Source organism: Acinetobacter sp. YH01018 (assembly GCF_013420295.1).
In the GTDB taxonomy this organism is placed as follows: Bacteria; Pseudomonadota; Gammaproteobacteria; order Pseudomonadales; family Moraxellaceae; genus Acinetobacter.
In genome coordinates this window covers 1-25,803 of sequence record NZ_VOYL01000027.1, presented here as the reverse complement: position 1 = coordinate 25,803, position 25,803 = coordinate 1, and the positions used below count along the sequence as shown (strand labels likewise).

The 25,803-nt window shown below is 40.8% G+C and carries 21 protein-coding genes, 2 tRNA genes and 5 pseudogenes; 14 read left to right on the top strand and 14 right to left on the bottom strand.

Translation table 11 applies throughout. The features are described from left to right. Nucleotides 1-288: 288 nt before the first annotated feature. From epmA to FTT83_RS10195, 3 genes and pseudogenes are all read right to left on the bottom strand, one after another. Nucleotides 289-1,269, bottom strand: coding sequence for an EF-P lysine aminoacylase EpmA (gene epmA, locus FTT83_RS10205; RefSeq protein WP_180043184.1), 981 nt, complete (start codon nucleotides 1,267-1,269; stop codon nucleotides 289-291). Continuing rightward, on the bottom strand, nucleotides 1,266-2,333 hold the full coding sequence (locus FTT83_RS10200) for a 4-phosphoerythronate dehydrogenase (RefSeq protein ID WP_180043183.1): 1,068 nt from the start codon (nucleotides 2,331-2,333) through the stop codon (nucleotides 1,266-1,268). The genes epmA and FTT83_RS10200 overlap by 4 nt, the downstream gene beginning before the upstream one ends. Nucleotides 2,334-2,545: 212 nt before the next feature. Continuing rightward, nucleotides 2,546-3,067, bottom strand: a pseudogene (locus FTT83_RS10195) (CoA transferase); the annotation flags it as partial. Between the two features lie 14 nt (nucleotides 3,068-3,081). Between FTT83_RS10195 and FTT83_RS10190 the strand changes: the two are divergent. The 3 genes and pseudogenes from FTT83_RS10190 to FTT83_RS10180 form a co-directional block, all read left to right on the top strand. After that, nucleotides 3,082-3,708 (top strand): annotated as a pseudogene (locus FTT83_RS10190) (aldo/keto reductase); the annotation flags it as partial. A gap of 59 nt (nucleotides 3,709-3,767) precedes the next feature. Beyond that, nucleotides 3,768-4,307, top strand: coding sequence for a PaaI family thioesterase (locus FTT83_RS10185; protein WP_086196247.1), 540 nt, complete (start codon nucleotides 3,768-3,770; stop codon nucleotides 4,305-4,307). A 59-nt stretch (nucleotides 4,308-4,366) separates the two neighbouring features. Further along, nucleotides 4,367-5,449, top strand: a complete 1,083-nt coding sequence (locus FTT83_RS10180; protein WP_166167426.1) for an alkene reductase — start codon at nucleotides 4,367-4,369, stop codon at nucleotides 5,447-5,449. Between the two features lie 252 nt (nucleotides 5,450-5,701). On the opposite strand, the pseudogene FTT83_RS16330 reads toward FTT83_RS10180, so the two are convergent. Both FTT83_RS16330 and FTT83_RS16230 read right to left on the bottom strand, forming a co-directional pair. After that, nucleotides 5,702-5,833 (bottom strand): annotated as a pseudogene (locus FTT83_RS16330) (hydrolase or metal-binding protein); the annotation flags it as partial. Nucleotides 5,834-5,859: 26 nt separating this feature from the next. After that, nucleotides 5,860-6,204 (bottom strand): annotated as a pseudogene (locus FTT83_RS16230) (short-chain dehydrogenase/reductase); the annotation flags it as partial. Between FTT83_RS16230 and FTT83_RS16225 the strand changes: the two are divergent. Continuing rightward, nucleotides 6,198-6,532 (top strand): annotated as a pseudogene (locus FTT83_RS16225) (TolC family protein); the annotation flags it as partial. The pseudogenes FTT83_RS16230 and FTT83_RS16225 sit on opposite strands and share 7 nt — an antisense overlap. 306 nt (nucleotides 6,533-6,838) lie before the next feature. On the opposite strand, the gene FTT83_RS10170 reads toward FTT83_RS16225, so the two are convergent. Both FTT83_RS10170 and greB read right to left on the bottom strand, forming a co-directional pair. Then, a tRNA-Ser gene (locus tag FTT83_RS10170) sits at nucleotides 6,839-6,928 on the bottom strand. A 90-nt stretch (nucleotides 6,929-7,018) separates the two neighbouring features. Next, nucleotides 7,019-7,513, bottom strand: coding sequence for a transcription elongation factor GreB (greB, locus tag FTT83_RS10165; protein WP_166167429.1), 495 nt, complete (start codon nucleotides 7,511-7,513; stop codon nucleotides 7,019-7,021). A 363-nt stretch (nucleotides 7,514-7,876) separates the two neighbouring features. Here greB and FTT83_RS10160 point away from each other — a divergent pair, with 363 nt between their 5' ends. Beyond that, entirely contained in the window at nucleotides 7,877-8,986 is a 1,110-nt protein-coding gene (locus tag FTT83_RS10160; protein ID WP_166167433.1) for a transglycosylase SLT domain-containing protein, read from the top strand. 96 nt (nucleotides 8,987-9,082) lie between these two features. On the opposite strand, the gene FTT83_RS10155 is transcribed toward FTT83_RS10160, so the two are convergent. After that, nucleotides 9,083-9,466 (bottom strand): SCP2 sterol-binding domain-containing protein, encoded by a 384-nt coding sequence (locus FTT83_RS10155; protein WP_086196256.1) that lies wholly within the window; start codon nucleotides 9,464-9,466, stop codon nucleotides 9,083-9,085. A 225-nt stretch (nucleotides 9,467-9,691) separates the two neighbouring features. Beyond that, the gene (gene ttcA, locus FTT83_RS10150) at nucleotides 9,692-10,612 is read right to left on the bottom strand and encodes a tRNA 2-thiocytidine(32) synthetase TtcA (RefSeq protein ID WP_086196257.1); all 921 of its coding nucleotides are present in this window, start codon (nucleotides 10,610-10,612) and stop codon (nucleotides 9,692-9,694) included. A gap of 500 nt (nucleotides 10,613-11,112) precedes the next feature. Here ttcA and FTT83_RS10145 point away from each other — a divergent pair, with 500 nt between their 5' ends. Both FTT83_RS10145 and htpX read left to right on the top strand, forming a co-directional pair. Then, nucleotides 11,113-11,979, top strand: a complete 867-nt coding sequence (locus FTT83_RS10145) for a lytic transglycosylase domain-containing protein (protein ID WP_180176566.1) — start codon at nucleotides 11,113-11,115, stop codon at nucleotides 11,977-11,979. A gap of 135 nt (nucleotides 11,980-12,114) precedes the next feature. Continuing rightward, the gene (gene htpX / locus FTT83_RS10140) at nucleotides 12,115-13,020 is read left to right on the top strand and encodes a protease HtpX (RefSeq protein ID WP_166167439.1); all 906 of its coding nucleotides are present in this window, start codon (nucleotides 12,115-12,117) and stop codon (nucleotides 13,018-13,020) included. A gap of 153 nt (nucleotides 13,021-13,173) precedes the next feature. On the opposite strand, the gene FTT83_RS10135 is transcribed toward htpX, so the two are convergent. Further along, nucleotides 13,174-13,761 carry a DUF4112 domain-containing protein gene (locus FTT83_RS10135; protein ID WP_180176567.1) on the bottom strand — a complete coding sequence of 196 codons (588 nt, stop codon included), beginning with the start codon at nucleotides 13,759-13,761 and terminating at the stop codon, nucleotides 13,174-13,176. Between the two features lie 236 nt (nucleotides 13,762-13,997). Continuing rightward, complete coding sequence (locus FTT83_RS10130; RefSeq protein ID WP_180176568.1) at nucleotides 13,998-17,093, bottom strand: multidrug efflux RND transporter permease subunit; 3,096 nt, start codon at nucleotides 17,091-17,093, stop codon at nucleotides 13,998-14,000. A gap of 315 nt (nucleotides 17,094-17,408) precedes the next feature. Between FTT83_RS10130 and FTT83_RS10125 the strand changes: the two genes are divergently transcribed. Beyond that, nucleotides 17,409-17,783 (top strand): diacylglycerol kinase, encoded by a 375-nt coding sequence (locus FTT83_RS10125; RefSeq protein ID WP_086196285.1) that lies wholly within the window; start codon nucleotides 17,409-17,411, stop codon nucleotides 17,781-17,783. 136 nt (nucleotides 17,784-17,919) lie between these two features. On the opposite strand, the gene FTT83_RS10120 is transcribed toward FTT83_RS10125, so the two are convergent. Beyond that, nucleotides 17,920-19,524, bottom strand: coding sequence for an isocitrate lyase (locus tag FTT83_RS10120; RefSeq protein ID WP_086196262.1), 1,605 nt, complete (start codon nucleotides 19,522-19,524; stop codon nucleotides 17,920-17,922). A gap of 654 nt (nucleotides 19,525-20,178) precedes the next feature. On the opposite strand from FTT83_RS10120, the gene FTT83_RS10115 reads away from it, so the two are divergent. From FTT83_RS10115 to FTT83_RS10105, 3 genes are all read left to right on the top strand, one after another. Continuing rightward, a complete protein-coding gene (locus tag FTT83_RS10115; protein ID WP_086196263.1) occupies nucleotides 20,179-21,168 on the top strand; it encodes a LysR family transcriptional regulator in 990 nt (329 codons plus the stop codon). A gap of 127 nt (nucleotides 21,169-21,295) precedes the next feature. Next, the gene (locus tag FTT83_RS10110) at nucleotides 21,296-22,621 is read left to right on the top strand and encodes a hemolysin family protein (protein ID WP_086196264.1); all 1,326 of its coding nucleotides are present in this window, start codon (nucleotides 21,296-21,298) and stop codon (nucleotides 22,619-22,621) included. Nucleotides 22,622-22,667: 46 nt separating this feature from the next. After that, nucleotides 22,668-22,946 (top strand): hypothetical protein, encoded by a 279-nt coding sequence (locus FTT83_RS10105; protein ID WP_180043179.1) that lies wholly within the window; start codon nucleotides 22,668-22,670, stop codon nucleotides 22,944-22,946. A 35-nt stretch (nucleotides 22,947-22,981) separates the two neighbouring features. Here the strand turns inward: FTT83_RS10105 and FTT83_RS10100 are convergent, their stop codons facing one another. Further along, on the bottom strand, nucleotides 22,982-23,488 hold the full coding sequence (locus FTT83_RS10100; protein WP_180043178.1) for a hypothetical protein: 507 nt from the start codon (nucleotides 23,486-23,488) through the stop codon (nucleotides 22,982-22,984). Nucleotides 23,489-23,787: 299 nt separating this feature from the next. On the opposite strand from FTT83_RS10100, the gene FTT83_RS10095 reads away from it, so the two are divergent. From FTT83_RS10095 to FTT83_RS10085, 3 genes are all read left to right on the top strand, one after another. Then, nucleotides 23,788-24,519, top strand: coding sequence for a hypothetical protein (locus FTT83_RS10095; RefSeq protein ID WP_180043177.1), 732 nt, complete (start codon nucleotides 23,788-23,790; stop codon nucleotides 24,517-24,519). 139 nt (nucleotides 24,520-24,658) lie between these two features. Beyond that, nucleotides 24,659-24,744, top strand: a tRNA-Leu gene (locus FTT83_RS10090). Nucleotides 24,745-24,901: 157 nt separating this feature from the next. Next, nucleotides 24,902-25,243, top strand: coding sequence for a hypothetical protein (locus FTT83_RS10085; RefSeq protein ID WP_180043176.1), 342 nt, complete (start codon nucleotides 24,902-24,904; stop codon nucleotides 25,241-25,243). A 26-nt stretch (nucleotides 25,244-25,269) separates the two neighbouring features. On the opposite strand, the gene FTT83_RS10080 is transcribed toward FTT83_RS10085, so the two are convergent. After that, nucleotides 25,270-25,584 (bottom strand): DUF5713 family protein, encoded by a 315-nt coding sequence (locus FTT83_RS10080; RefSeq protein WP_180043175.1) that lies wholly within the window; start codon nucleotides 25,582-25,584, stop codon nucleotides 25,270-25,272. Nucleotides 25,585-25,803 lie beyond the last annotated feature (219 nt).

The following is a 25,803-nucleotide window of genomic DNA, read 5'->3' as shown; positions in this document are numbered from 1 at the left end:
GCATTTGTATAGGCGATGTCTTACTTTTGAGAGGCCAAAAGTAAGCAAAAGCCTTTGTTACCCATACATAACCTCCTTGTTATGATGGGTAACGTGTGGCATCTCTGCCACACTCGCATATCCACAGCTTACTTAAATCAAACTATCCTTCACTAACAAACCTGATGGCGCATTTTTGCATCCATATCAATCCCCATAATTCCATCTTTGCACACAAATGAATCCCCCTTTCATAAAGGGAGTCAGGAGGAATTTTGGCTGATCAACAAATATGAGCAATAGCTGAAATCAGGAAATATTCGCTGGAAAAGCAATCACTTTTTCAAGCTTCATTTGCTCTGTAGCGACCATTAACAAACGGTCAATGCCTAAAGCAATACCGGAACACTCTGTCATGTGCGGTAATGCAGCAAGCAGATATTCATCAATCGGCATGACATGTAAGCCCAGTTTTGCACGTTCGGCATTATCTGCTTCAAAGCGGGAACGCAGTACATCGGCATCAATCAATTCATCATAAGCATTGGCCAATTCCAGACCTTCGATATACAGCTCGAAGCGGGCAGCTACCAGTTCTCCATCCTCATCGATTCGGGTTTTGGCCAAGGATGCCAGTTCAGCGGGGAAATCGGTTAAAAATACTGGCGTATCAAAACCCAGACTCGGTTCGACAAAATGCGAAAAAAGCAAATCGATATAACCCAGGCGGTCATCACCCAAATCCAGATTGAGTCCAACCCGGTTACAACAGTCTTTCAGATCTTTTAAGCTTGCTTGTAATGGATTGATATTCAGACGATCCATAAAGGCATGCTTATAACTTAAAATGGTGGGACGAACTTCACCAAAGCGCTGCTTTAAGGTCACATTGAGCAAATCGGTTACTTCAAACATCAAATCTTTCAGGCTGAATCCGGGACGGTACCATTCCAGCATAGTGAACTCACTATTATGTTTACGTCCATGCTCATCATCACGAAAAACTTTACAGATTTGATAGATCGGACCACTACCACTGGCCAGCAGCCGCTTCATGGCAAATTCGGGCGAGGTTTGCAAATAGTGGGTGTGTAATTTGCCTTGTAAATGACGCTGTGCCTGTATAGAGGCCAGATGTACATCGGTCACTCCGGCCTGCGATAAGACTGGTGTTTCAACTTCCAGTACATTCCGTTCAGCAAAGAACTGACGGATTTGCGCATACATTTTGGCACGTGCCTGCATAGCCTTTAAATCACAAGTCGGCTGATAAGCAATAGATTGACTCATGCCTTCGGCCCTCCATGTGCTGCCCATTCACGGCGTAACGGATAAGTTTTACGCAAATAATCAAAGGCTTTTTGCTCAATCTTGCCATCTTTCAGGCAGGCCCTTAAGTTTGCATCATCACGGGCAATATCATAGATTTGAGTCAAATATTGTTTTAGCACCGCCTTTAAATCACCATCTTTAAAGTATGGTTCACAGACAGGCAATTGCGTTTCAAATTGCGTTTCAGCTGGATAATGAAAGGTACTGCAGAATGCATCGTAGATCATTTGTGTACCACGTGCCTTTCCTTCCAAGCTATACCCGGCAATATGCGGTGTGACCAAACGAATTAAATTTAACAGCTGTTCTGAAATTTCAGGTTCGTGCTCAAATACATCGAGAACTACTGCACGCTGGGTCTGTTGAATATCGACAATTAAAGCCGATTCTTCAACCACCGGTCCTCGTGCCGAATTAATTAAAATCGCTGCAGGCTTCATCTGTGCTAAAGCTTCAGCATTGATGAGATGGTAAGTTGGATGATTGCCTGTTTTGGTTAAAGGCACATGGGTGGAAATCGCATCGGCTGTTTTTAATAGGGTATTTAAATCTACTTGCTCAATCTGTTCACGCTGTACGAAGGGATCATGACCAATCACCTTCCAGCCCAGAAGTTTAGCCATAACAGCCAGACGTGAACCGACATTGCCCAGACCGATAATGCCCAAAGTAAAGCTGTCATTGGCATTGATCAGTTCAGGTTTTAAATGCAGTAAAGCAGTAATCACATATTCCGCAACGGCCTGCGCATTACAGCCTGCGGCATTCGACCAGGCAATATTGCATTGTTCTAAAGCAGCTATATCCAGATGATCGGTGCCAATGGTCGCACTGCCGACAAATTTTAATTTTGTGTCCTGAACCAGCTCGGCATTGACTTGGGTCACAGAACGCACCAGTAACGCTTCTGCATCTTTCACATTCGCATGGGTTAAGGTTCGTCCTGCAGCCTGCTGAATTTCTCCAAAATCGGCAAAGAAATATTCAGTAAATGCCAGATTTTCATCTGCGACAATTTTCATAATGCAATCCAATGATCTTATGCTGATTATGATAACGCTTAGCACTGCATCTGACCAAGCACCTTGTAGGTATCGCTTTCTTGTATTAGATAATTTCACAAACACCATGATGCATAAAATGGATGTCATCTTTCCTAGCAGAAAAAAGGACCGAATGCTTTAACATTCCGGTCCAACAGAAGCAAAACCAATATGCATCACAAGAATGCTGCTTAAGCTACCTCTCCATCAATAATGCCTTGCAATTTTAAGGCATGCAGCTCATCTGCCGTTTTAAGACGTGACAGAATATGTTGAGTATGTTCACCCAACTGCGGTGGTGCATTGCGATATTCTACCGGTGTATCTGAAAGTTTGATTGGCGAAGCAATCACTTTGAAATTTTCATTCAAGGCACGTGGTCCATCCTGACCAAAACCAGTAATCGAGCAATACACCACATTGGGATTCAGTGCACTTAAACTTGCATAATCAAGTCCATATTTTGCCAGTGAGCCCGCTTTATAGTTTTCAATGACTACATCAGCGGTTTTGGCAATTTCCCGAATAATTTCTTGACCTTGAGCCGAGGCAATATCAACAGAAACTGAATATTTATTGCGATTAGCACACTGAAAATAGCCAGATTCACGTGTGGCATTGCCCTGCTGGTCTGGCATCCATGATGGTCCCCACATGCGGGTATCATCTCCTACCTGTGGACGTTCAATTTTGATGACTTCAGCACCTAAGTCGGGTACATCATCCTGATAATGTTACACCGAGCGAAGAAATTCTAAGAGGGCTAGAGGATTTGGCTCGTACCGGAAAGATTCTCTATGCAGGTTTATCAAATTTTCCAGCATGGCGACTATCTCGTGCAGCAACTATTGCAGAACTTAAAAATACAGTGCCTATTGCAGCGGCACAATTCCAACATAGTTTGGTCTGTCGTGAGCCTGAAGCCGATTTAATTCCAGCTTCTCAAGCATTAGGATTAGGGATGGTGACATGGTCTCCTTTAGGTGGAGGAATGCTCACAGGTAAATATCGTCAGGGTGAAAAAGGCCGTGAAGAAGGTTTTGGCGGCAAGGTTTTTCAGCAAGAAAACTCGATTCAACGTACAGCAATTTTAGATGCAGTGCTTTCAATTGCTGCTGAATTAAATGTATCTGCTGATCAGGTGGCAATTGCTTGGGCAGGTACACATGGAACCATTCCTATTATCGGACCAAAATCTTTACAGCAAGCAGAAAGTAATTTACATGCAATCGATGTTGTATTGTCACCTGATCAAATCCAACTACTCGATTCAGTCAGTCAAATTACAACTTCAGATCAAAAGCGATTACCTATATTAAATATTGATGTAAAGCATAAAGCCATTATTGCTTAAATTTTAGTAACTATAATTAGACATTCTCAATTCTTAGTATTCAAACTGGACTTATAGTTATGGAAGTAAATGACGTTCTCAAAGAATGGGAAGAAACTGAACAGAAAATTCTTAAGCATCTAGGCCCACCAGATTCTGTGCACTTATCAGAGTTAACTCAACGCTCAGGATTAGAAGTTTTTGAGGCTATTTTTTCTGGTGAGCTTCCCTCACCTCCAATTGGAGAAACGCTCGACTATATTCCTGTGCATATGGAATATGGGATTGCAGTCTTTCAAGGCCGGCCACAACGCAAACATTACAATCCATTAGGTAGTGTGCATGGGGGCTGGTTTTGTACTTTACTTGATTCAGCTGTTGCTTGCGCTATTCATACTACACTCCCTGCTGGGAAAGCTTATACCACGCTTGAACTCAAAGTGAATATGGTACGTGCACTAACAGATGCGACCCCTCTTGTACGGGCAGAGGGAAAAATCGTCCATGTCGGACGCCAAACAGCGACTGCTGAAGGACGAATAATAGGCCCTGATGGAAAATTATATGCACATGCGACAACGACATGCCTTATTTTCGATGCTCCTGAAAAAACGTCATAACAAATTTTAAAAACGCAGATTTTTTGATTCAACATCATTATTAAATTTAGAGGTGTAACATGACAGATAAAACTCTTTTTAGTTCCTATCAATTAGGCAACATTGAACTCAACAATCGTATTGTAATGGCTCCACTCACACGCAACCGCGCAGGGAAAGGACTTGTGCCAAGTGAGTTTGCTGCTGATTATTATGCTCAGCGTGCTAGCGCAGGTCTTATTATTACAGAAGCAACCCAAGTTTCTCCACAAGCTCAAGGATATCAAGATACACCTGGGCTATACACGACTGAACAAATTGATGCTTGGCGAAAAGTAACAAATGCCGTACATGCAAAGGGTGGAAAAATCTTTGTTCAATTATGGCATGTTGGGCGAATTTCTCATGTTGATTTGCAACCTAATGGGGCAAGTCCTGTCGCCCCTTCAGCGATTCGGGCAGACACAAAGACTTTTGTAAATAATACATTTACTGAAGTATCTGAACCCCGAGCATTAGAATTATATGAAATTCCCGCCATTATTTCAGATTTCCGCCAAGCGGCAGCAAATGCCATTACTGCTGGATTTGATGGTGTTGAAATTCATGCTGCGAATGGATATTTACTAGAACAATTTATAAAAGATGGTGCCAACCAACGTACTGATATATATGGTGGATCTATCGAAAATCGAGCACGATTATTACTTGAAGTGGTTGAAGCTATAGTCAGTGAAATTGGTGCTAATCGAACAGGTGTCCGTATATCTCCTGTATCTCCTGCTAACGGTATAAGTTGTAGTGATCCTCAACCTCAGTACAATTACATTACTGAACAACTCAATCAACTCGGTATCGTCTATTTGCATGTCGTTGAAGGTGCTACAGGCGGACCACGTAACATAGCACCTTTCGATTACTCTGCTATACGCAACCGTTTTGAGCAGACCTATTTAGCCAATAATGGTTATGATTTAGAACTTGCGAATGATCACCTTGAATCTGACGAAGCTGACCTATTTGCTTTTGGAAAATTATTTATTAGCAATCCTGACTTAGTTGAACGTTTAAAACACGGCCTTCCATTGGCTGAATTAAATCCGGCAACATTGTATGGTGGAGGGGCTGAAGGTTATACCGACTATCCGAATTATAGCGATTAAAATACATACTGACTAATTGAAAAGGGCGTCTCGAGATAGTCATTTGTTATTAATAAATTGTAGTAAGAATTTTCCTGCATTTGTATAAATAATAGATATGTTTTAAGCAAAAAAATAAAGGAGGTGAATCACCTCCTTTTGACTAATTCAAAGCCTGTACCGACTGTTGCAACCGTTGCTAAATATCCTCAATAAAAACATTATATTGTTTAAATTAATCGATTTTTAGCCTCTAACTGACTTAGAATTTAAATAAAAATCATCGACTGTATCCAATTCCTCCTCAGAGTTTAGCTCAAACCTCTGATTGCCATAACCCTGTAAGGCCACTTGATCTAAAGCAGATTGGTTAAAACCACACAGTTTACTCTTCTGATAGATCTGATTTATTGAAATAAATAAATTAAAATTTAACTCAAACCAAAAGTCTTTCTAATACTTTTATCAACTGGGCCACTCGGCATAAATCGACGCAATTTACTTAATAAAGAGGCTTGCCCAGATGGTGTACGGCGCATTTGCCAATCATTGAGTGCCGCTGTAACAATTGTCTCAGCAACACTATCGGGCTGAGGTGCCTGATCAATCTGTTTTAAGATGGCATGAGTAGCTAAGTTGCGCTCATTGTCATATTCAGGAATTTTTGAACTTGCTACGGGTGCATTCTTATCTAAATTGGTTTTAGTAAATGAAGGCTGAACAATTGATACACGAATTCCAAATTGGCGAAGCTCATGATCTAAAGACTCAGATAGCTAAAGGGCAAGAAGCTGAAATGCTTGCAACCTATCAATTAGCCGTCTTACATGCAGCAGAAGATGTAGAAAATTCTTTAACAACCCTGTCCAAACAACAAGAGCAGTTAATCGCTCTTCAAGATGGAGAAAATGCATTAAAGCATGCACAGAAAATTGCTCTAATTGCCTATAAAAAAGGATTAACAGTCGAATAGAAGTATTACAAGCAGATTCAAATGCTTTGCAATTTTCAGATAGAAAGCTTCAAGCACAAACTGATTCAGCCCTTGCCGCCGTAACAGTTTACAAATCTCTGGGTGGCGGCTGGCAACCTGAAAAATTTTAAGACAACCCTATTGCAATTGTAGGCACATAATTCATAAAACGAGAATCTGTTATGCGAGAACAATCCGTACGCCAGTCTTTAAGTACACACGATTTAAATCATGCCATCTTAAACGGCCCAATTCCCCTTGTAGTGGCATTATAAATATAGTTTGCTTTAGACAGCATTTTTTAAACTGCATTCCTTTATCTTCCGAATACAACTTAATGAAGCCAATTCAATCCAAATTTTAATGTGGGTAGGTTGAGGGCTAAAACTACAGATAAAAAATAAGCCCTTGTAAAAACAAGGGCTTATTTAGACATTTGGCGGAAGCGGTGAGATTCGAACTCACGGAGGACTCACACCCTCGTCGGTTTTCAAGACCGGTGCATTAAACCGCTCTGCCACGCTTCCAATGGCGGCTATAATATAAATAAAATTCCATCTTGGCAAATACTTTTCTATATTTTTCTTACCAACCGCTTAAAATAAAAACAAAATTTGTTAATCTGCTGAATTTTCAGGCTTTTCATAACGAATTTCATTCACATACCAGAGTTTTTCACCCGATGGCGTCAGCACCTTTACTTCATCATCTACCTGCTTGCCCAGTAAAGCCCGTGCCATAGGTGAATCAATGGAAATATGCTGTGGATGATGATCATAAATTTCATCTACCCCGACAATACGCAAGGTTTTTTGCTCACCGTCCTCGTTTTCAATATCCACCCAGGCACCAAAATATACTTTGCCCTCTTGCTCAGGTGAAAAATCAATAATTTTGAGCTCTTCTAAACGCTTACCCAAGTAACGGACACGACGGTCAATCTTGCGTAAAATTTGCTTGTTGTATTGGTAATCCGCGTTTTCCGATCGATCCCCTAGACTCGCTGCCCAGTTCACTTTCCGGGTAATTTCTGGTCGCTCTTCGTGCCACAAATATTGTAATTCTGCGACTAATTTGTCATGTCCAGCACGTGTAATTAAGTTAGATTTCATGATGATTTTTGAAGTTTTGCTTACAATTTCTTTACAAGAGTGAGCTATTCTATCCCGTATTTACACACAACTAAAGTTTATAAAATTAATTCTTCAATAAAATTAATTTGTTATGCTACATTTTTCTAAAAATTTTCGTACAAAATTTGACAAGTATATTTTTCAGCCTTATTATGCGCCCATGTTTTTAGTTTGCTTACTTTTTAATCTATGTAGAAATTCTACATGATTCTCCTTTTAATCCTATGTCATTTTGAATGACGTCATGACTGCCCAACCCTTATTGAATTTATCAAACTTGTAAAAGTCTGAGGCCTGTTTGCCTCTGCTTTTAGGGCATAAATTACTTGTAGCGGAGACAACATGCACAGTAGTTCAACTTCTGGGGCGAGGCTTTGCCTTAAACCTTTAACTTCTTCTCTCTCGTTAAAAATTCTTGCATTTAGCACCGTGTTATTTCCATTCCATAGTATCAATGCAAGTAAGTCATTCCAGTACGATGCTGTGGTCAGCGGTAAACAGCTCACCGTGGTTTCAGTTGAAAACCCAACCACAGTATTTAAAGATGGCTCGCACCAGCATGGTTTTGGTTATGACCTGGCACGTAACTATGCCAACAGCTTGAATGTCAAGTTGGTGTTTAAAACCGTACCTGATAATGCCACAGCACTGAAATGGGTTTCACAAGGTAAAGCCAACTTTGCCATGACCACTGCAAATATCAGTGAAATTGAACAAAAGCGTTTAACCTCTTTTTCAGCAACCTGTGGTGATATAAGCAGCCTGCAACAGAATGGTCTAAATACCAGCCTGAACTGGGTCTTTAAACATGCAAATGATCCACTTGCCCAAACTGCAAGTGGCTTTGTCTGTCAGGGCAAACAGTCTGGTGCCATTCGCCAATTGGCATCGTTCTATAATCAGAATGTGGTACAAGAACATTCATGGGATAGTATCCAACGTGACTTAAATCAGCGCATGCCGATTTATAAAGCCAGCTTTAAAAATACCGCAGCAAAATATGATTTAGATTGGCATTTGCTGGCAGCAATTGGTTATCAGGAATCGTATTTAAAACCGAATTCCGTTTCGCCTACTGGTGTTCGCGGATTGATGATGCTGACCAATAGCACTGCAAAAGCCATGGGGGTCAGTAACCGAACCGATCCGGTACAAAGTATTGAAGGCGGTGCGAAATATTACGACCAGATGTTAAGTCGATTTTCAGATGTCCCTTTGCCTGACCGTAACTGGTATGCGCTGGTTGCCTATAATATGGGACCGGGGGCAGTCGAACAGATTCAAAACCGCATTCAGGCTCAAGATAAAAATCCGAACAACTGGGTTAACTTGTATAGTTATTTAGAGCGTAACAAGGCCAGCAATGGTCGTTACCGTCAAGCGGTACAATATGTAACCCGTATTCGTGCCTATCTAGAACATATTAAAACTTCAGAGTTAGTAAATATTTAATATCTTTTAATATCTTCCAGATAAAAAAAGCTTACCCTAGGGTAAGCTTTTTTGTGCTTAAAATAACTTAAGCGATAGTTCTGAAGCAAAAAGCCCTTAAACTGTTTGCTCAAGCACTTTTTTGAATAAATCTTTTTGCTCTTGGCTTGGCTTGGCTGTTTGTAAAGCCATCAATTGTGACATATCGCCTTGAACCTTGATTTTACCAGTCATGAAGGCTTGCATTGCAGCAGCCATATCAAATTCAAGGAACACTTTACGCAGAGTTTCCCCATCCATGTTCAACGTGGTTTTCGCATTTGAAGATAGACCTTTTTTGATTGCACCACCATCAAGAGACAATTCTGTATTGCCTTGAGCATCAGACACCACCAGGTTGATGGCTAAATTTGCAAGTGCAGGTGGCAAGTTTAAATCACCAGCTTGCGCAGTTAATGTTTCTACAGTTGAAAACCAATCATCAGTTAAAAAGGCAGGCATGATCTTTCCTCAATTTATTTGTGCATTTGTGTCGCCTATCCAGACAACATCTTTGTGAAGCTATTTTGCTTGAAGCTTGTTATAGCATGTAAAATTGTTTTCTGCTTAACGTTTTTTGTACGATGCGTTCAATTTTTAAGTTTTTAATACATTTATTAAATAAATCAGATATATAAAGTTATATAAATTAGACACCAATGCTAAAATTGGTGTCTAAAAATGCGCTTAGTCCGCAACAAAACCTAAATTAACCATATTGATCCGTTTGCTTTGCCCTTCTTCTTCAGTTGAACAGCTGCCCGTAAAATCAATTTCACGTTGTGCATCCAAAGCTTCAAAGTCAAACAGTTCACGGTCGGCCAATTGTGAAGGCGATACATTTTGCATGGCACCAAAAATACTGTGTAAACGTTTTGGATACTGCTTATCCCATTCACGCAGCATGTCATTAATCATGGCGCGCTGTAAATTTTCCTGTGAACCGCACAAGTTACATGGAATAATCGGGAACTGGCGCATTTCTGCATATTTAATGATGTCTTTTTCTTCCACATAAGCCAGTGGACGAATCAAGATATTTTTCTTGTCAGATGACAACAGTTTCGGAGGCATGGCTTTTAAGCTGCCGCCATGAAACAGGTTCAGGAAGAAAGTTGCCATAATGTCATCACGGTGATGACCTAAAGCCACTTTGGTCGCGCCAATTTCTTGCGCAAAGCCATATAATGAACCACGACGTAGACGTGAACACACTGCACAGTAGGTTTTACCTTCAGGCGTCAGTTTTTTAGTAATACTATAAGTGTCTTTTTCCAGAATATAATAAGGAATTTTATTTTCCTCTAAATAACGTGGTAAGACATCTTCAGGGAAACCCGGCTGCTTTTGATCCAGGTTTACTGCAACTACATCAAAGTTGATCGGTGCAATGCGTTTAAATTGCAACAAAATATCCAGCAAGGTATAACTGTCTTTACCCCCAGAAATACAGACCATTACCTTGTCGCCATCTTCGATCATTTTAAAATCACGAATGGCATGACCGACTTGACGGCGAAGCTTTTTCAACAAACGGTAATATGCCGAACTAGTGGGCAGTTCTGGTTTGAAATTAAATCCTTGTTCGGACTCAACTGGCGAGTACATAGACGAGATTTACCCATAAATAAAAATACCGCGTAATTTTATCCGATTCAGTCTGAACACGCACCAAAAGAATGTAATTTCTGCAAATTGTTTATTACTACCCTTTTCATCTAAAACTCTCACGTTTATTTTGACCTGACGAGTTCAGTTTTGAGCCACAATGCTTGCCATTTGTACTTTTCCACAGTTGTCCACAAAACCTGTGGATAACTTTGTGGATTTTAAAACACTTGACAAGGTGTCAGACCTGTTATTTAAGGCTTCTATTTAAATTGATCATTTTTTAATCAATTTAAATATTAATTAAAATCAATTATTTATATGTGTCAAGTTATCCTGATTAAAAAAAAAATTAATATTTTTTTTGATTACTATCTCAACAAACGGTACTTGATTTTTACAAACTATTGGTAAAATTAATGGAGTAATACTTTCCATCTTGTTTTTTTTTGTTAAACTCCACTTGTACTGTTTGGAACACATGTTTTCTATTTATAAAAATGAAAAATAACTTTGTAAAAATTGGACTTTATTTTTTGGGGTGTGTAGCAGTTCAATCTGTTGCAACGATCAGCCATGCCGGCCAGACCATTTATCAATTAAAAGATTCGAATGGTACGACCTTGCTCACCAACAAGAAAAATCGTTACAACCATCTTAAAGTCGAGAAAAAAACGTATTACCCAGACAGCAATATCCATAGTTATAGTAACTGGGGTTCATCCGAAGCTTCGGTACTACCGAGTTATAGCCGCAATAAAAATGCTTTCGATTCCATTATTAAACAGGCCGCGTCTCAACATGGCATATCTGAAGGTCTGATTAAAGCAGTCATGCATACTGAATCAGGCTTTAATGTCAATGCGCGCTCACCTGTCGGTGCCCAAGGCCTGATGCAGCTGATGCCTGCGACGGCAAGACGTTTTAATGTTTCAAATGCCTTTGATCCCTATCAAAATATTATGGGTGGAGCAAAATATTTATCCTGGTTAATGAAACGCTTTAACGGCAATACCTCACTGGTTCTGGCCAGTTACAATGCGGGTGAAGGCAATGTAGCCAAATATGGCGGTATTCCACCTTTCAGAGAAACCCAGGACTATGTCAGACGTGTGAGCAGCCGTTTCAGCAACTTATATGCCAATGGCTTGGGTCATAGTTCGAACTCAACAAAATCTGGTTCCGATGGCGGCAAAATTATTGCCCAATCCAACAATGATAAATCCGCTTCATCACATGCAGCCCGTCGTTATAGTTCACAGCGTCAAATTATCATGGCATCCGATGGCAGTTTCACCGATGCCCCCGGCTCGTATGCCACGGCACATGCAACAGCTTCCGCAAGAATTTCAATTGTTGACAATTAAATTGTTTTAGAAACTGCGCCATTATCGAGTTTTCTTAATTTTTCCTTGAATTTTTAAGACTTACACCTCATATTTAGAAAGATGATTTTTGATTTATAAATCAGATTATTTTTTTATTATAAGAGGATTTTCCCAATGATGCGGATTGGTTTGTTCTTGCTAACCAACCTCGCGGTACTGGTAGTAGCTGGCATTATCTTGTCACTCTTCGGTGTCGGTAGTTACCATGGCGCGGGTGGCTTAAATCTAGGCAACCTGATGGTCATCTGTTTTGTCTTTGGTATGGTTGGCTCTCTCATTTCGTTGTTTATGTCGAAATGGATGGCAAAAAAATCTACCGGGACAGAGTTGATCGACCCCAATGCTCCGCGTAACCAGGCTGAAGCATGGTTATTACAAGAAATTGCGCAATTATCGCAACGTGCCGGCATTAACATGCCAGAAGTGGGTATTTTCCCATCTTATCAGTCCAATGCTTTCGCTACAGGCTGGAATAAAAACGATGCATTGGTTGCCGTTTCAACAGGCTTGCTCGAACGCATGAATAAAGACGAACTTCGTGCGGTGCTTGCGCACGAAATTGGTCACGTTGCCAATGGTGATATGGTCACGCTTGCCTTGATTCAAGGTGTAGTCAACGCCTTTGTCATGTTCTTTGCACGTGTGGTCGGTGACTTTATTGACCGTAATGTATTTGGTCGCGAAGATGGTGAAGCACCAGGCCTGGCTTATTTTGCCATTACCATGGTACTGGATATCGTGTTTGGTATTCTGGCCTCAGCGATTGTCATGTGGTTCTCTCGTCACCGTGAATACCGTGCTGATGAAGCGGGTGCACGTTTAGCCGGTAAACAGGCGATGATTTCTGCGTTACTGCGTTTACAGGCAGAATCAGAATTGCCAGATCAAATGCCGAAAGAAATGAAAGCTTTCTCTATTGCAGAAGGCAAAGAACAAGGTTTCAGCTTGGCTGCATTGTTCCAGACCCACCCTAGTATTGAACAACGTGTGGCTGCATTACAACAGTTAAATTGCCCATAATCTGTTTAGATAGACGGGATATAAAAAGCCTCCATGATGGAGGCTTTTTTGTGGCTAGATCCGCTAATAGACGGTCATTGAAATCAATGATTCACGCCACTTATGAGCGCTATATTGACAGCAATATCGTCGATTGATTGATCTTGCATGACCTTAAATATTCAGTGATTGCCACCATTGCCATAACCAGCCAAGTCCCAGCCATATGGCCATAATTAATAAAATGATAACAATAACGCCCAATAAGTCAGGAAGGTGCAGCCAGATCCAGGCCACGACAGGATTCCGCCAAAATGCAGAAGACTGCTGCTTCTGTTCCAGTCGTTCATGCAAAAAGGGATGGGTGACATGTGACTCACTACGAATCTGATATTCCTCACGAATATGATCATGCACAATGGCTAAGGCTTTACGACTAGGACGAATAAAAACGTCAAAAATCGTTCCAGCAACGGGAATAAAACCGACCACCGCATCCATCATAGCCAATCTCAGCACTGGAGTCAGTTTGCTTTGCGGTACACCAATTTGCTTGGCTTTATAAATGGCATAACAGGTCAATACAAAACCGGCAACATCGCCAGCCACAGGAATGGTACTTAAGGCAGCATCTGCCCCCACACCTTGTTTGGTGAATGGAATCCGTACAACCGAATCCATCATATTCGCGAACTTGGCTAAATCGCGTTCCAAACGTACGACTTCCTGTTGGCTCAATTTTTTTTGTTGTTGCTCTGGCATTGCCACATTCCAAAAAAATAATGATCTAAATAATCGAGATTACATCATGTCTTTTCTACATGCTGTGTATAGATATGATTAATGTAGTGAAAGCCGGCTGAAATCAAGCTACCTCAGCCTAATTTGACTGAGACATTTACAAAGATATCTTAACTATTGAACAGTCTTATATAACAAGAAAATCCTTCAATATTCTCTTTTCGCTAAAGGAATATTGAAGGATAGAACTAATCAGATTATGTTTTCGGTTTGGTTTTCAACAGGGTACGAATCAGCACATACATAAAGGGAATAAAAATCAGCACCAAAACGGTCGCAAACATCACTCCACCTAATACGCTCACCCCGATTTCCTGACGGCTAGCAGCCCCTGCACCAAAGGCAAATACCAACGGAATTACCCCTGCACCAAAGGCCAGAGAAGTCATCAGAATTGGGCGTAAACGCAGACTGGCCCCTTCCAGTGCAGCCTCAATCACACTGCGACCTTGTTGCTCGGCAAGTGCGGCAAACTCGACAATTAAAATGGCATTTTTACAGGACAAACCCATTGTGGTGAGCAAAGCAATCTGGAAATAAATGTCGTTTGGAAAACCGGCAAAATAACTGAACAGGATATTGCCGCCAATCCCCAAAGGAATGGCACTTAATACCGTCGTAGGAATAGACCAGCTTTCGTACAGTGCCGCCAGACATAGGAAAATAAAGCCGATTGACAGCACATACAGCAATAAAGCCTGATTACTGGACTGTTTTTCTTCATAGGACAAACCGCTCCATGCCACGTCTATCCCCGGGTGCTGTGCCACCAGTTGCTCAACATCCCCCATTGCCACGCCCGAGCTGGCATCCTTGGCAGTATCCGCTTCCATTTGTAGGGCGGTATAGCCCATATAACGGTTTACCACATCTGGCCCGCCACTCCAGCTGACCGTGGCAAAATTGCTAAAAGACACCATCTGATTCAAGTCATTGCGCACATACCAATATTGCAGGTCTTCAGGTTTAGAACGGAATTCGGCATCGCCCTGCATCATCACCCGTTTAATCCGGCCGCGATCAATAAAATCATTGATATAGCTGCCACCCCATGCACTCGCCAAGGTACTGTTAATGGCGGTTTGTGACAGTCCATTGGCCATCGCCAGTTTCTGGTCAATATTGACCTTCAAACCGGCTTTATCAGGATTTGAACGCTTATCCAGATTTTCAAAAGTGCTGTATTGTTTTGCCTGCTGCTGCAATTGCTTAAACTGGCTATCCAGATAGGCACGACCTTGACCATTGATATCACGAATCCAGAAATCCAGCCCGTCAGTCTGGCCTAAACCACTGACCGAAGCCGGCATCGTCACATTAATCTGTGCATTCGGATTCTTTTTAAAATGCTTTAAGGCGCGTTCCCGAATCGCTTGGGCTGAATTTTCTTTGCCAGAACGCTCATCCCAAGGCTTTAAGGCAATAAAACCCTGACCTAAGTTTTGTCCCGTTCCCGCCATATTACGACCATAACGCACCATCACAAGATTTACATTCTGTTTTTCATTTTGCAAAAAATACTGTCTAATCTGCTCACCAATTTCGGAACTTTTCGACATCGGTGCACCATCTGCCAGCTTAAACTGCACATTGAGAATGCCCTGATCTTCACTGGGAATAAAACTGGTCGGCAAGGCCCGATAAAACAAGGCAAAAACACTGATCAGTGCAGCAAACAGTAGCAAACAAATGGCTTTATGCTGCAAAGTCAAAGTCGATAATTGAAGATAGCGCCTTTTTAAGCCATCCAAGTTTTGATTGAACCAAACCGCCCATCGGGCAGGCTGTGGATTCGGCTTTAAAATCAGAGCGCATAAAGCTGGCGTTAAAATCAGGGCAACAGCCAGCGATAAAGCCATAGCGACAACTAAAGTAATGGAAAACTGGCGGTAAATTACCCCGGTTGAACCACCAAAAAATGCCATGGGAATAAACACCGCTGTCAGTACCAGCGTGATCCCCACCAATGCCCCACTAATTTCCTGCATGGATTCAAGTGATGCCTTCTGAGCCGTCAGGTTTTTCTCATGCATCAGCCGCTCAATATTTTCCACCACCACAATGGCATCATCCACCAGCAGCCCAATCGCCAGGACCAGAGCAAAAAGGGTGAGCGTATTGATACTCAAGCCAAGCACATACAATATCGCCATCGTGCCCAGCAGGACCACCGGTACGGTAATTGCTGGAATCAGCGTCGCGCGCCAGTTTTGCAGGAACAGGAACATCACCACAATCACCAGCAACACGGCCTCCACCAGGGTTTTCACCACTTCTTTAATGGATTCTTTGACAAATGGCGTATTATCACGCGGATAAACCAGCTTATAGCCTTCAGGAAGCTGCTTCGAAATCTGCTCCACTTCAGCCTGAATCAGTGCTGAAGTCGCCAGGGCATTGGCACCGGAAGCCAGCGAAATACCTATCCCGGCAGAAGGAAAGCCGTTGATGGTATTCATGGATTGATAATTTTCTGCCCCCAGTTCAATTCGGGCGACATCTTTTAAATAAATAAAGCTGCCATCACGCGCAGATTTGACAATGATATTTTCAAATTCCGGCACCGTTTTTAAACGTGAACCAGAAGTGACTTTGGCATTTAAATACTGGTCTGCTACTGTCGGTAAATCACCCACCGCCCCTGCTGCAACCTGGGTATTTTGCGCTTCAATAGCGGCGCGGATATCACTCGGCATTAAATTGTATTGTTTTAATTTTAACGGGTTTAGCCAGATGCGCATGGCATATTGCGAACCAAAGACATCAACCTCCCCCACACCATCTATACGTGCCAGATCTTCTTCCAGGTGGGTCTGCATGTAGTCGGATAAGGCAATGCTGTCACTTTTTCCCGAAGCATCATATAGGCCAATGACCATGTGCGTGTCACCCAGTGACTTGAATACATTCACTCCCTGACGTTGCACTTCATCCGGTAAACGGTTCAGCACGCCATTAATTGCATTTTGTACCTGGACTTGTGCAGTATCGGGATCGGTCCCATTTTCAAAACTGATGTTAATGCGACTGCGCCCGGATGAATCACTGCTGGAACTAAAATACAGCAAATGATCAATGCCTTTAATTTGCTGTTCCAGTACCTGGGTGACACTTTCTTCCACCGTTTCTGCTGAAGCACCATTGTAGCTGGCACTGACGCTAATCCGTGGCGGGGCGATGTCCGGAAAGCGCTCTACCGGTAAATTCAGCGTTGCAAAAACCCCAAAAGCCATCAGGATAATGGCTAAAACACCTGCAAAAATCGGTCGATGAATAAAAAATCTAGACAGCATATATCCTGGTCACTTAAGTGCTAAGGGATAAAAAAATTCAACTCGATCATTGAATAACTAAAATGATTGATCTGATCTTGATCATCAATGACAAAACTATAAAAGCCAATCATATTTAACAGAAAAATAAGACTTTGCCTTAAATAAGGAGAAAATGTGAAGGAATTTTCTTTATTAAATTACCACGGCTTTTAAAGCAAGCTTAGGACATATTTTTTACTATTGCATTTCAATATTTTAATTAAGTTAATGTAATTAATTTTTGCTTAAGCAAAACCCAATATGATGGTGCAAATTATTGAATATTTAAGTGCAATGAACTCTTATTCCCCCTTTAAAGGTAAAACCGGTGTTAAGCGTGTATTGAATGCAACCCAGTATTCTCTTGCTGGTTTTAAATCTGCATTTATCCATGAAGCTGCTTTTCGTCAAATCGTCCTGATCAATGTCGTACTCATTCCGAGCAGTTTTTTTCTTGATGTGACCGCGGTTGAACAGGCGCTCATGGTTGCTGTCTGCTTACTGGCTTTGATTGTGGAATTATTGAATTCAGCGATTGAAGCCGTGGTCGATCGTATTTCTTTGGACAAACATCCACTTTCAAAAAATGCCAAAGACATGGGCAGTGCTGCACAGTTTGTAGCCCTTGGCATCATCTTCTTTGTCTGGCTGATTATTTTAATCAAGTAATCATTTTACGGCTTTCATCTTTATCAATTTTCAAAAAGCACCTTTTATCAGGTGCTTTTTTTATATCTCATTCTAAACTTTCTTTAAGATATAAAAAAACCCGGCTTGCGCCGGGTTTTTTGAATCAGTTCAATGCTTAGTGAGCAGAGAATTGGTTCATAGTGTTTTTAGAGTCATCACCAGCTTTAAGGGCATTGTCACCAGCGAAGATTTCTTTGTGGTCGTCACCGATGTCAGAACCCGCCATTGCTTGGTGTTTCACACAAGCGATGGTACCGCGGATTTCTTTACGTTGTACGCCAGCAACATAAGCCAACATACCTTCAGAACCGAAGTAACCTTGAGCAAGCTCGTGAGTAGAAAGAGCAGCTGTGTGGTAAGTCGGAAGTGTGATCAAGTGGTGGAACACACCTGCTTCACGAGAAGCATCTGCCTGGAATGTACGAACTTTTTCGTCAGCTTCAGCAGCTAATTCAGTAGCATCGTACTCAGCGCTCATTAATTTAGCACGGTCGTAAGCAGAAACGTCTTTACCTTCAGCAACCCAACGGTCGTAAGCTTGTTGACGGAAGTTTAAAGTCCAGTTGAACGATGGTGAGTTGTTATAAACAAGTTTCGCATTTGGAACAACTTCTTTAACACGGTTCACCATGTGAGCGATTTCGTCAACGTTTGGAGTTGCAGTTTCGATCCAAAGCAGGTCAGCACCGTTTTGTAGGCTAGTTACACAGTCAAGTACAACGCGGTCGATTTGAGTGCCTTCGCGGAACTGGTACAAACCAGATGCTAAACGTTTAGGACGGTGAAGTTTACCATCACGTTTGATCAGGATTTCGTCTTCTTGCGCTTCTGAAATGTCAATTTCAGTTGTGTCTAAGTAGCTGATGTATTGAGAAGCGATGTCGCCTGGCTCTTTAACCACTGGGATTTTTTGAGTCAAGTCAGCGCCTTCAGAGTCAGTACGTGCAACGATGATACCGTCGTCAAGACCCATTTCTAAGAATGCATAGCGAAGTGCGTGGATTTTCGCGATGAAGTCTTCGTGTGGAACTGTTACTTTACCAGCTTGGTGACCACATTGTTTAGCATCAGAAACCTGGTTTTCGATTTGTAGTGCACAAGCACCCGCTTCGATCATTTTCTTAGCAAGTAAGTAAGTCGCTTCTTCGTTACCGAAACCAGCATCGATGTCCGCAATAATTGGCACAACGTGAGTTTGGAAACCGTCGATTTGAGCAGTGATTTCAGCAGCTTTAGCAGTGTCACCAGCATCTTGAGCTTTTTTAAGTGCGCGGAACAAATCGTTTAATTCTTTCGCATCAGCTTGACGCAAGAATGTATAGATTTCTTCGATCAATGCAGGAACAGAAGTTTTTTCGTGCATAGATTGGTCAGGAAGTGGACCGAATTCTGAACGAAGAGCTGCAACCATCCAGCCAGAAAGGTAGATATAACGGCGTTCAGTCGTACCGAAGTATTTTTTGTTCGCAATCATTTTTTGTTGTGCGATGAAACCGTGCCAGCAACCTAATGATTGAGTATATTTGCTAGAGTCAGCATCATAAGCAGCCATATCACGACGCATAATCGCAGCTGTATATTTAGCAATGTCTAAACCAGTTTTGAAACGGTTTTGCATTTGCATACGTGCAGCGTCTTCAGCACTGATGTCTGCCCAAGTGTTGCCGAATTTCGCTTTTAATTCGCGGATTGCATCAATCGCTGTTTGGTATGTAGTCATGATATTTTCCTGTAATAATATTAGGATTTCATCAAGCGAAGGCTAAAATCACACTCATATTATTTGTTCAGATTTAGAGCGCTTCGTTAAGATGAACACAGATTAGATTGAGTTAAAAAATTAATCCAATATTCTCGATTAATTCCCAGTATTTATTTAAAAAATATGTAGATCAAAGTCTTATTATATTTATGTTTCAAAATCTTAAATTATTGTTTTAATTAACTTTATTTTAATTACTCAAAATCATTTTTTGCTTACAAAGTGTTCACAATGCCGTTTTTTTCTTCATTAGACTTAAGTCGTGCTTTGAAATGAAAAAGCTTGACCAGCTACTTTTTTAGTCATTTATGTAAATTTTTAATCAAAATCATCAAAATATGACTGTATTTTATTTCTTCTATTTTCTTTTTATAGCTCACTCAATAAAGGCCTTTATTTGCTATTAAAATCTGCGAATTTTTCTCTCTGATTCATTTAACTTTACTTCAATAAGCATGGCGTTTACCCTCGTTAATTCATTCATTAATTCATTTTATCTATATAAAATTCCACGATTATCCCGTCTCTTTTTTCATCAATATTCCTACACAAGCCTTGTCGCTTATGGCATAATCGAAATAATTTCATGAGCTTATTTTCGGTATTTCTTGTATGAATCTGGAGCGGGTCGATCTCAATCTATTAATATATCTTGATGTACTGCTTCGCGAAAAAAATGTCACGCGTGCTGCAGAACAATTGGGTGTAACCCAACCTGCCATGAGTAACATTTTGCGTCGTTTACGCAATTTATTTAATGATCCGCTGTTAATTCGTTCTTCTGAAGGAATGACCCCCACAGAACGTGCTTTGGAATTACAGCCGCGTATCCGTGATGCCTTGTCTGATCTTTCAATGATTCTGGAACCGCGTACCGAGTTCCGTCCTTATACATCGAATCGTGTTTTCCGCATTATGACCTCGGACTATGCTGAAGCGACTTTAGTACCACGTTTGGTTAAAGCCTTACGCTCCGAAGCACCCAATGTGGTACTGGACTTTTTAACCCCCAGTGACGTGTCCTACCGTGACATGGAACAAGGCAAAGTCGATCTGGCGATTAACCGTTTCAATGAAATTCCGCAAAGTTTCCACCAGGTTCTGGTCTGGCGAGACAGCTTTTCCTGTCTGCTCAATAGCAAGCATCCTGCTGCGGGAAATTTAAACCTTAAAAGTTATTTAGATGCACAGCATATCTGGGTCTCTAAAACAGGGATGGGTGTTGGCTTTGGCGTGAACCCAGAAAAACAGGCGGGTTTGGGCTGGATTGATCAGGCTTTGGAACGTATTGGTCAAAAGCGTAAAATTTCAGTCTTTACCCGTCACTATCAAATGCCCGGGTTATTGGCTGCCAATGTTGACCTCGTTGCGACTTTGCCAACACGCATTGCACGTTTACAGGCTAAAAACCAGAACCTACTGATGAAAGACCCACCCTTCTACATTCCCGAGTTTGAATTGAAGATGGCATGGTGTCCGTTATTGCATCATCACCCGGCACATCGCTGGTTGCGCCAGCTCATTCTGTATGTTGCACGCCAAATGATTGAAGAAGAAAATCGTGAGTTTTTAATGAATAATTCTCAATTTTCACATTATTAAGCGCAATTTTTCTTAAATTCTTCTTTTTTAAGCTTATACTGTATTTAGTCAGGTAGTTATTTCATTACTACCTGACCTTCTTTTATGTTAAAAATATTCATAATAATGATGATCCACAGGTGGATTTGTGAGCCTCTTTCAAAATATCGTCATCATCATCATCCTCATTGCGGGTGCGGGATTCTTATCGCTCACCGAAATTGCCCTAGCGGGTGCACGTAAAGTTAAACTAAAAATACTGGCTGAATCAGGGGATGAACGTGCTCAGCAAGTATTGGATTTACAGGAAAATTCAGCAGACTTTTTTGCAGCTTCACAAATCGGTTTAAATGCTGTTGCTATTCTTGGCGGTATTTTAGGTGAAGGTGCTTTCCGTCCTTATTTTCTCGAGCTAGTTTCACGTTTCTATACGGGTGCGTGGGCTGAAACGATCGGTTTTGCCTTGTCTTTTACTTTAGTCACGTCATTATTCATTCTGTTTGCAGACTTGATGCCAAAACGTCTGGCCATGATTGCACCGGAAAAAATTGCTGTGTCTGTGATCAACCCGATTCAAATTTTTATTAGCGTATGTCGTCCACTGGCCTGGTTCATTAATGCCATTGCCAATCTGTTATTTCGCCTGTTCAAGGTCAATACCACCCGTGAAGACAACATCACCTTTGATGATATTTCTGCTGTCATGGATGCAGGTGCACAGGCAGGTGTATTACAGAAACAGGAACATCACTTTATTGAAAACGTGTTTGAACTTGAAGAACGTAATGTTCCTTCGAGTATGACAACTCGTGAAAATGTCATCTATTTCACTTTGAAAGAATCTGAAGCCAGTATCCGGCAAAAACTGGCTGAATATCCGTATTCCAAGTTTTTAGTGTGTAGTGAAAACATTGATGATGTGATTGGTTATGTTGATGCTAAAGATATTCTGGTGCGTATTCTGAATAACCAGTCTTTACTGCAACTCAATGAAAGTACCATTCGTAATGTATTGACCATTCCAGATACTTTGACTTTATCTGAATTACTGGACCGTTTCCGTTCCACCAAAGAAAAGTTTGCTGTGGTAATTAACGAATATGCCTTGGTAGTTGGCGTGATTACCTTGTCTGATATTATGATTACCGTCATGGGTGACTGGGTCACGCCAATTGAAGCAGATCAGCAAATTATCAAACGTGACAACAATTCCTGGCTGATTGATGGTAGCACGCCAATTGAGGACCTGAAACATGCCCTTGAAATTGATGAAATGCCGGATGAAGAAAATTATGAAACGCTTGCCGGTTTCATGATGTACCGTCTACGCAAAATTCCACGCCCTGCCGATACAGTGATCTATGGTAACTATAAATTTGAAGTGGTGGATGTTGACCATTTTAAAATTGACCAGCTCCTGGTCACACGACTTCTAAAGGAAGCGGAAAATAATCATCCTGAAGAATCAGAATAATCTGATTCTTCTTTTTTTAAACTTATAATAATAAAAAGGTACGCTGATGAATTTATCTGCTTTGCTGGCCTGTCTCAGTTTTTATTCGGGAATTTATCTGCTCTATTTCTTTTTTGCTCGACAACAAAATTCAGTTTTTTTACTGACAGGAATGGGTTTGCTGCTACTAAGTGTTATTTTAATTCCCTATCCGCATGAACGCAGATGGCGCGGCTTTAATTCTACCTTGACTTGGGGTCAGTATTTTTACTGGCCATTCCTGAGCTGGTGGAGAGTGTTTATTCTTCCAATCAACTGGCTGCTCTCTCTCATTTACCAGGATTAAAAAAGCACCTCATGGATGCTTTTTTAACGAAATACTTAGTACTTGCTGATCAGTTCATCCAGTACCGCCTGATAGTGAATAGTAATGTCATCTTCCAGAATCTTGTAAGCGTTGTCGAACTGTACCATTGGCCAGCCTTCTTTCCAGAACGGGAAAATATTATGCAAGTCGTGAGTCACAGTCGCATCTTCACGGGTAATGGCCTGTGCAATTTGTGATAAAACCTGTGCTGTTTCGGCACCATCAATAGCTAAGTAATCAATGCCGTGCGCTTTTAAAATACGAATACGGTCTTTTTTATAACGAATTTTTTTACTTTGCGCTTCATTTAAATGTAGGGCCAAAGTGACAGCTTCAACAAACTTGCTTTCAAAACTGACATTTAAAGCAACCAAGGCATTTTTATGTGCCTCTTGACGACCAGCTTTACCACCATTATGGATCATCTCATTCGCTTCAGTATTTAGCACATCGCTTTTCATGGACTGTAAAATGTCTAAAATTTCGATATCGCTTAAAGATTCAGGAGATTGATCAGTCATGAACTGTCCTTGGACAAAAATAAGAAAGGGCTATTTTCGCATAATTCCTCACTGAATACAGGAATAAAATTAAGCTCCCGAGTCGATTCATCATTTAGCGGTTTAAAACATGACCCTAAGATTAAGTAAATTGGCGCAATACATCTCAGCCATTATGAATATGCTAAAAACTCATGCCTGCATGTGAAATAAATAGAGCTTAGCCTTGAAATAAGGAATCTGTAATTTTCTGATTTTTCTCTGTTAAATGCTTTCAAATCCTTTATATTAGCTCTAATTTTTATGTTTCTTTAATTCTTATGATCAGTAATAAACAAACGGCAATTTTTTTAAATCAATTGCGGGAACAGTACCCGGCAGCATTTAAAAGAAATTATTTGTTTTACAGCATGATCAAAACTAAAGGAATTTTAGATGAACTGAAGGAGCTAATTCCCTGGGTTCTGGCCGCAATGATTTTTATCTCGCTTTCGATGAGTTTGGGTCATTTCATTGCTAGCCAATTTCCGCAATTCAATGCTTTTCGTGCCCAAGGCATTGCTGTGTTAGCCATTATGTTGTTGTTTATGCTTTATACGCCCGTGGTCATCAAACAGATCAAACATAGCTCTACTTCTTTATATCAGCAACTTCGCCATACTCCGGTTAAACTTGCTGTACTCATTGTGCTACAAGCCATCAATATCGCTTATATTGAAAGTACGGTTTTACAAATTATTCTTTTTTTCTTTGCCTTGAGTTTTGGTTTTGTTCGTTTTTATAAAGAAAATATGTTCCGTGAAAGTACACAAAACGAGCAATATTTTTATCTGCAAGAAACCCGCCGCATTTGTTTTTGGGCCTATAAGCAGGTGTTAAAGATTCAGTTAAAAAGCCTATTCATGAGAAAAAACTCAGCTGCCCTTCATAGACTACAACAACAAGAAAAACAGTTTATCGATTTGCATATACAGCTGATTCGTTATGAAAATGAACTGTGCAAAACACACAAGCATATAGATGTCGAAACCTATCTGGATAGCTTGATGTAGATGACATAACCATTTTAAGAGGAAAAGTTTAGTCAAAGCCCTATTTTATAGCGATAAGCACATGAATTGATTGAAAAGAAAGCAAATACATGGAAAGACACTTGCCAAGTTTTATTTCCTCCACTATTATGGCGCACATGCCCGAGTGGTGAAATCGGTAGACACAGGGGATTTAAAATCCCCCGCCCACAAAGCGTGCCAGTTCGAGTCTGGCCTCGGGCACCATTTTAATATGTATTAAAGTGGTGCGATAAAAGATCCAGCGATAAGCTGGTTTTTTTATGCCTGAATAATTTAATTATCGTAAACCAATAAAAAAGACAAAATAAAAATGAAGCGAAATAAAATGTATTACCTACTGTATATCAGCCTGTTCATATTGATGAACGCAAGTTTGACTCACGCAATAGTAGCGGTTGAAAACTCACAGAGCCAAAAGGTTTATGATTTATTTTCTGGTACCGTTGAGGAAAATCAGGGACAGCTTGTTTTAAATGATTGTACTTTAGCTAAATATTCCTATCCCCTACATTTTAATCACCCGGAAGATGAAAAGCAGATTAGAAGCTTACTGCGACAAGAGCCGTACTTCTGGCTTAATCTCAGAACAAGAGCCTATAGTGAAACCGAGAAATTTCATTTGATAGTAGACGAGATAGCAGAAATTCATATACAGGCAAGTTGCCATCTAAGCGATCTTTTTCCTCCTCCGGCTAAGCCTTAAATATAAAAGGACAAACAGAGAGTGACTTACCACTCTCTATTCGATACCAGCTCTTCCATTTCAATATCCATATAACCGTTATCTTGCACCACCATCATCATGGCTTCAGCAATATAATCGGCTGCCGTATCATCCAAGGAAGAATCCAAATCCTCAAATTGCGGTTTCATCTTATTGATTAGAACCACAGTTTCAGCAGCAAAATGATAAATTTCTACTTCAGATAAATCAGGCTTAGCCACCTTCTTTGCAAACTGTTTTATGGCCTGCTTGACTTCAGCCACAAGAATATCGGGATAATATTCATCATCAAACATCGGGAGAAGTAAATCTTCAAACATACAACACTCAAAAAAGACATGCATTAAAGCGAGCTTGTATAACACAAAGCAACAAAATTACCAAACGCTACAATAAAAAAGGTGATTTCCCCCCATTGCTGTCCCACAATTTTTCACAAGAGGAAGCTCATTTGAGCTTCCTCTTGTTTTATGGGTATTTTATCGGGTGAAAATAAAGCTTTTAAAGTTCTTCTTTCAAACAAATTCACTTGAATTATT

What these genes read in the sequence shown, in the direction of transcription:
- FTT83_RS10080 (WP_180043175.1), bottom strand. Translation starts at nt 25,584, where the DNA reads ATGTTTGAAGATTTACTTCTCCCGATGTTTGATGATGAATATTATCCC.
- FTT83_RS10105 (WP_180043179.1), top strand. Translation starts at nt 22,668, where the DNA reads ATGAATTTATCTGCTTTGCTGGCCTGTCTCAGTTTTTATTCGGGAATT.
- FTT83_RS10135 (WP_180176567.1), bottom strand. Translation starts at nt 13,761, where the DNA reads ATGCCAGAGCAACAACAAAAAAAATTGAGCCAACAGGAAGTCGTACGT.
- FTT83_RS10200 (WP_180043183.1), bottom strand. Translation starts at nt 2,333, where the DNA reads ATGAAAATTGTCGCAGATGAAAATCTGGCATTTACTGAATATTTCTTT.
- FTT83_RS10100 (WP_180043178.1), bottom strand. Translation starts at nt 23,488, where the DNA reads ATGACTGATCAATCTCCTGAATCTTTAAGCGATATCGAAATTTTAGAC.
- FTT83_RS10120 (WP_086196262.1), bottom strand. Translation starts at nt 19,524, where the DNA reads ATGACTACATACCAAACAGCGATTGATGCAATCCGCGAATTAAAAGCG.
- greB (WP_166167429.1), bottom strand. Translation starts at nt 7,513, where the DNA reads ATGAAATCTAACTTAATTACACGTGCTGGACATGACAAATTAGTCGCA.
- FTT83_RS10145 (WP_180176566.1), top strand. Translation starts at nt 11,113, where the DNA reads ATGAAAAATAACTTTGTAAAAATTGGACTTTATTTTTTGGGGTGTGTA.
- FTT83_RS10125 (WP_086196285.1), top strand. Translation starts at nt 17,409, where the DNA reads ATGAACTCTTATTCCCCCTTTAAAGGTAAAACCGGTGTTAAGCGTGTA.
- ttcA (WP_086196257.1), bottom strand. Translation starts at nt 10,612, where the DNA reads ATGTACTCGCCAGTTGAGTCCGAACAAGGATTTAATTTCAAACCAGAA.
- FTT83_RS10085 (WP_180043176.1), top strand. Translation starts at nt 24,902, where the DNA reads ATGAACGCAAGTTTGACTCACGCAATAGTAGCGGTTGAAAACTCACAG.
- FTT83_RS10115 (WP_086196263.1), top strand. Translation starts at nt 20,179, where the DNA reads ATGAATCTGGAGCGGGTCGATCTCAATCTATTAATATATCTTGATGTA.
- FTT83_RS10130 (WP_180176568.1), bottom strand. Translation starts at nt 17,093, where the DNA reads ATGCTGTCTAGATTTTTTATTCATCGACCGATTTTTGCAGGTGTTTTA.
- FTT83_RS10160 (WP_166167433.1), top strand. Translation starts at nt 7,877, where the DNA reads ATGCACAGTAGTTCAACTTCTGGGGCGAGGCTTTGCCTTAAACCTTTA.
- FTT83_RS10095 (WP_180043177.1), top strand. Translation starts at nt 23,788, where the DNA reads ATGATCAGTAATAAACAAACGGCAATTTTTTTAAATCAATTGCGGGAA.
- epmA (WP_180043184.1), bottom strand. Translation starts at nt 1,269, where the DNA reads ATGAGTCAATCTATTGCTTATCAGCCGACTTGTGATTTAAAGGCTATG.
- FTT83_RS10185 (WP_086196247.1), top strand. Translation starts at nt 3,768, where the DNA reads ATGGAAGTAAATGACGTTCTCAAAGAATGGGAAGAAACTGAACAGAAA.
- FTT83_RS10180 (WP_166167426.1), top strand. Translation starts at nt 4,367, where the DNA reads ATGACAGATAAAACTCTTTTTAGTTCCTATCAATTAGGCAACATTGAA.
- htpX (WP_166167439.1), top strand. Translation starts at nt 12,115, where the DNA reads ATGATGCGGATTGGTTTGTTCTTGCTAACCAACCTCGCGGTACTGGTA.
- FTT83_RS10155 (WP_086196256.1), bottom strand. Translation starts at nt 9,466, where the DNA reads ATGCCTGCCTTTTTAACTGATGATTGGTTTTCAACTGTAGAAACATTA.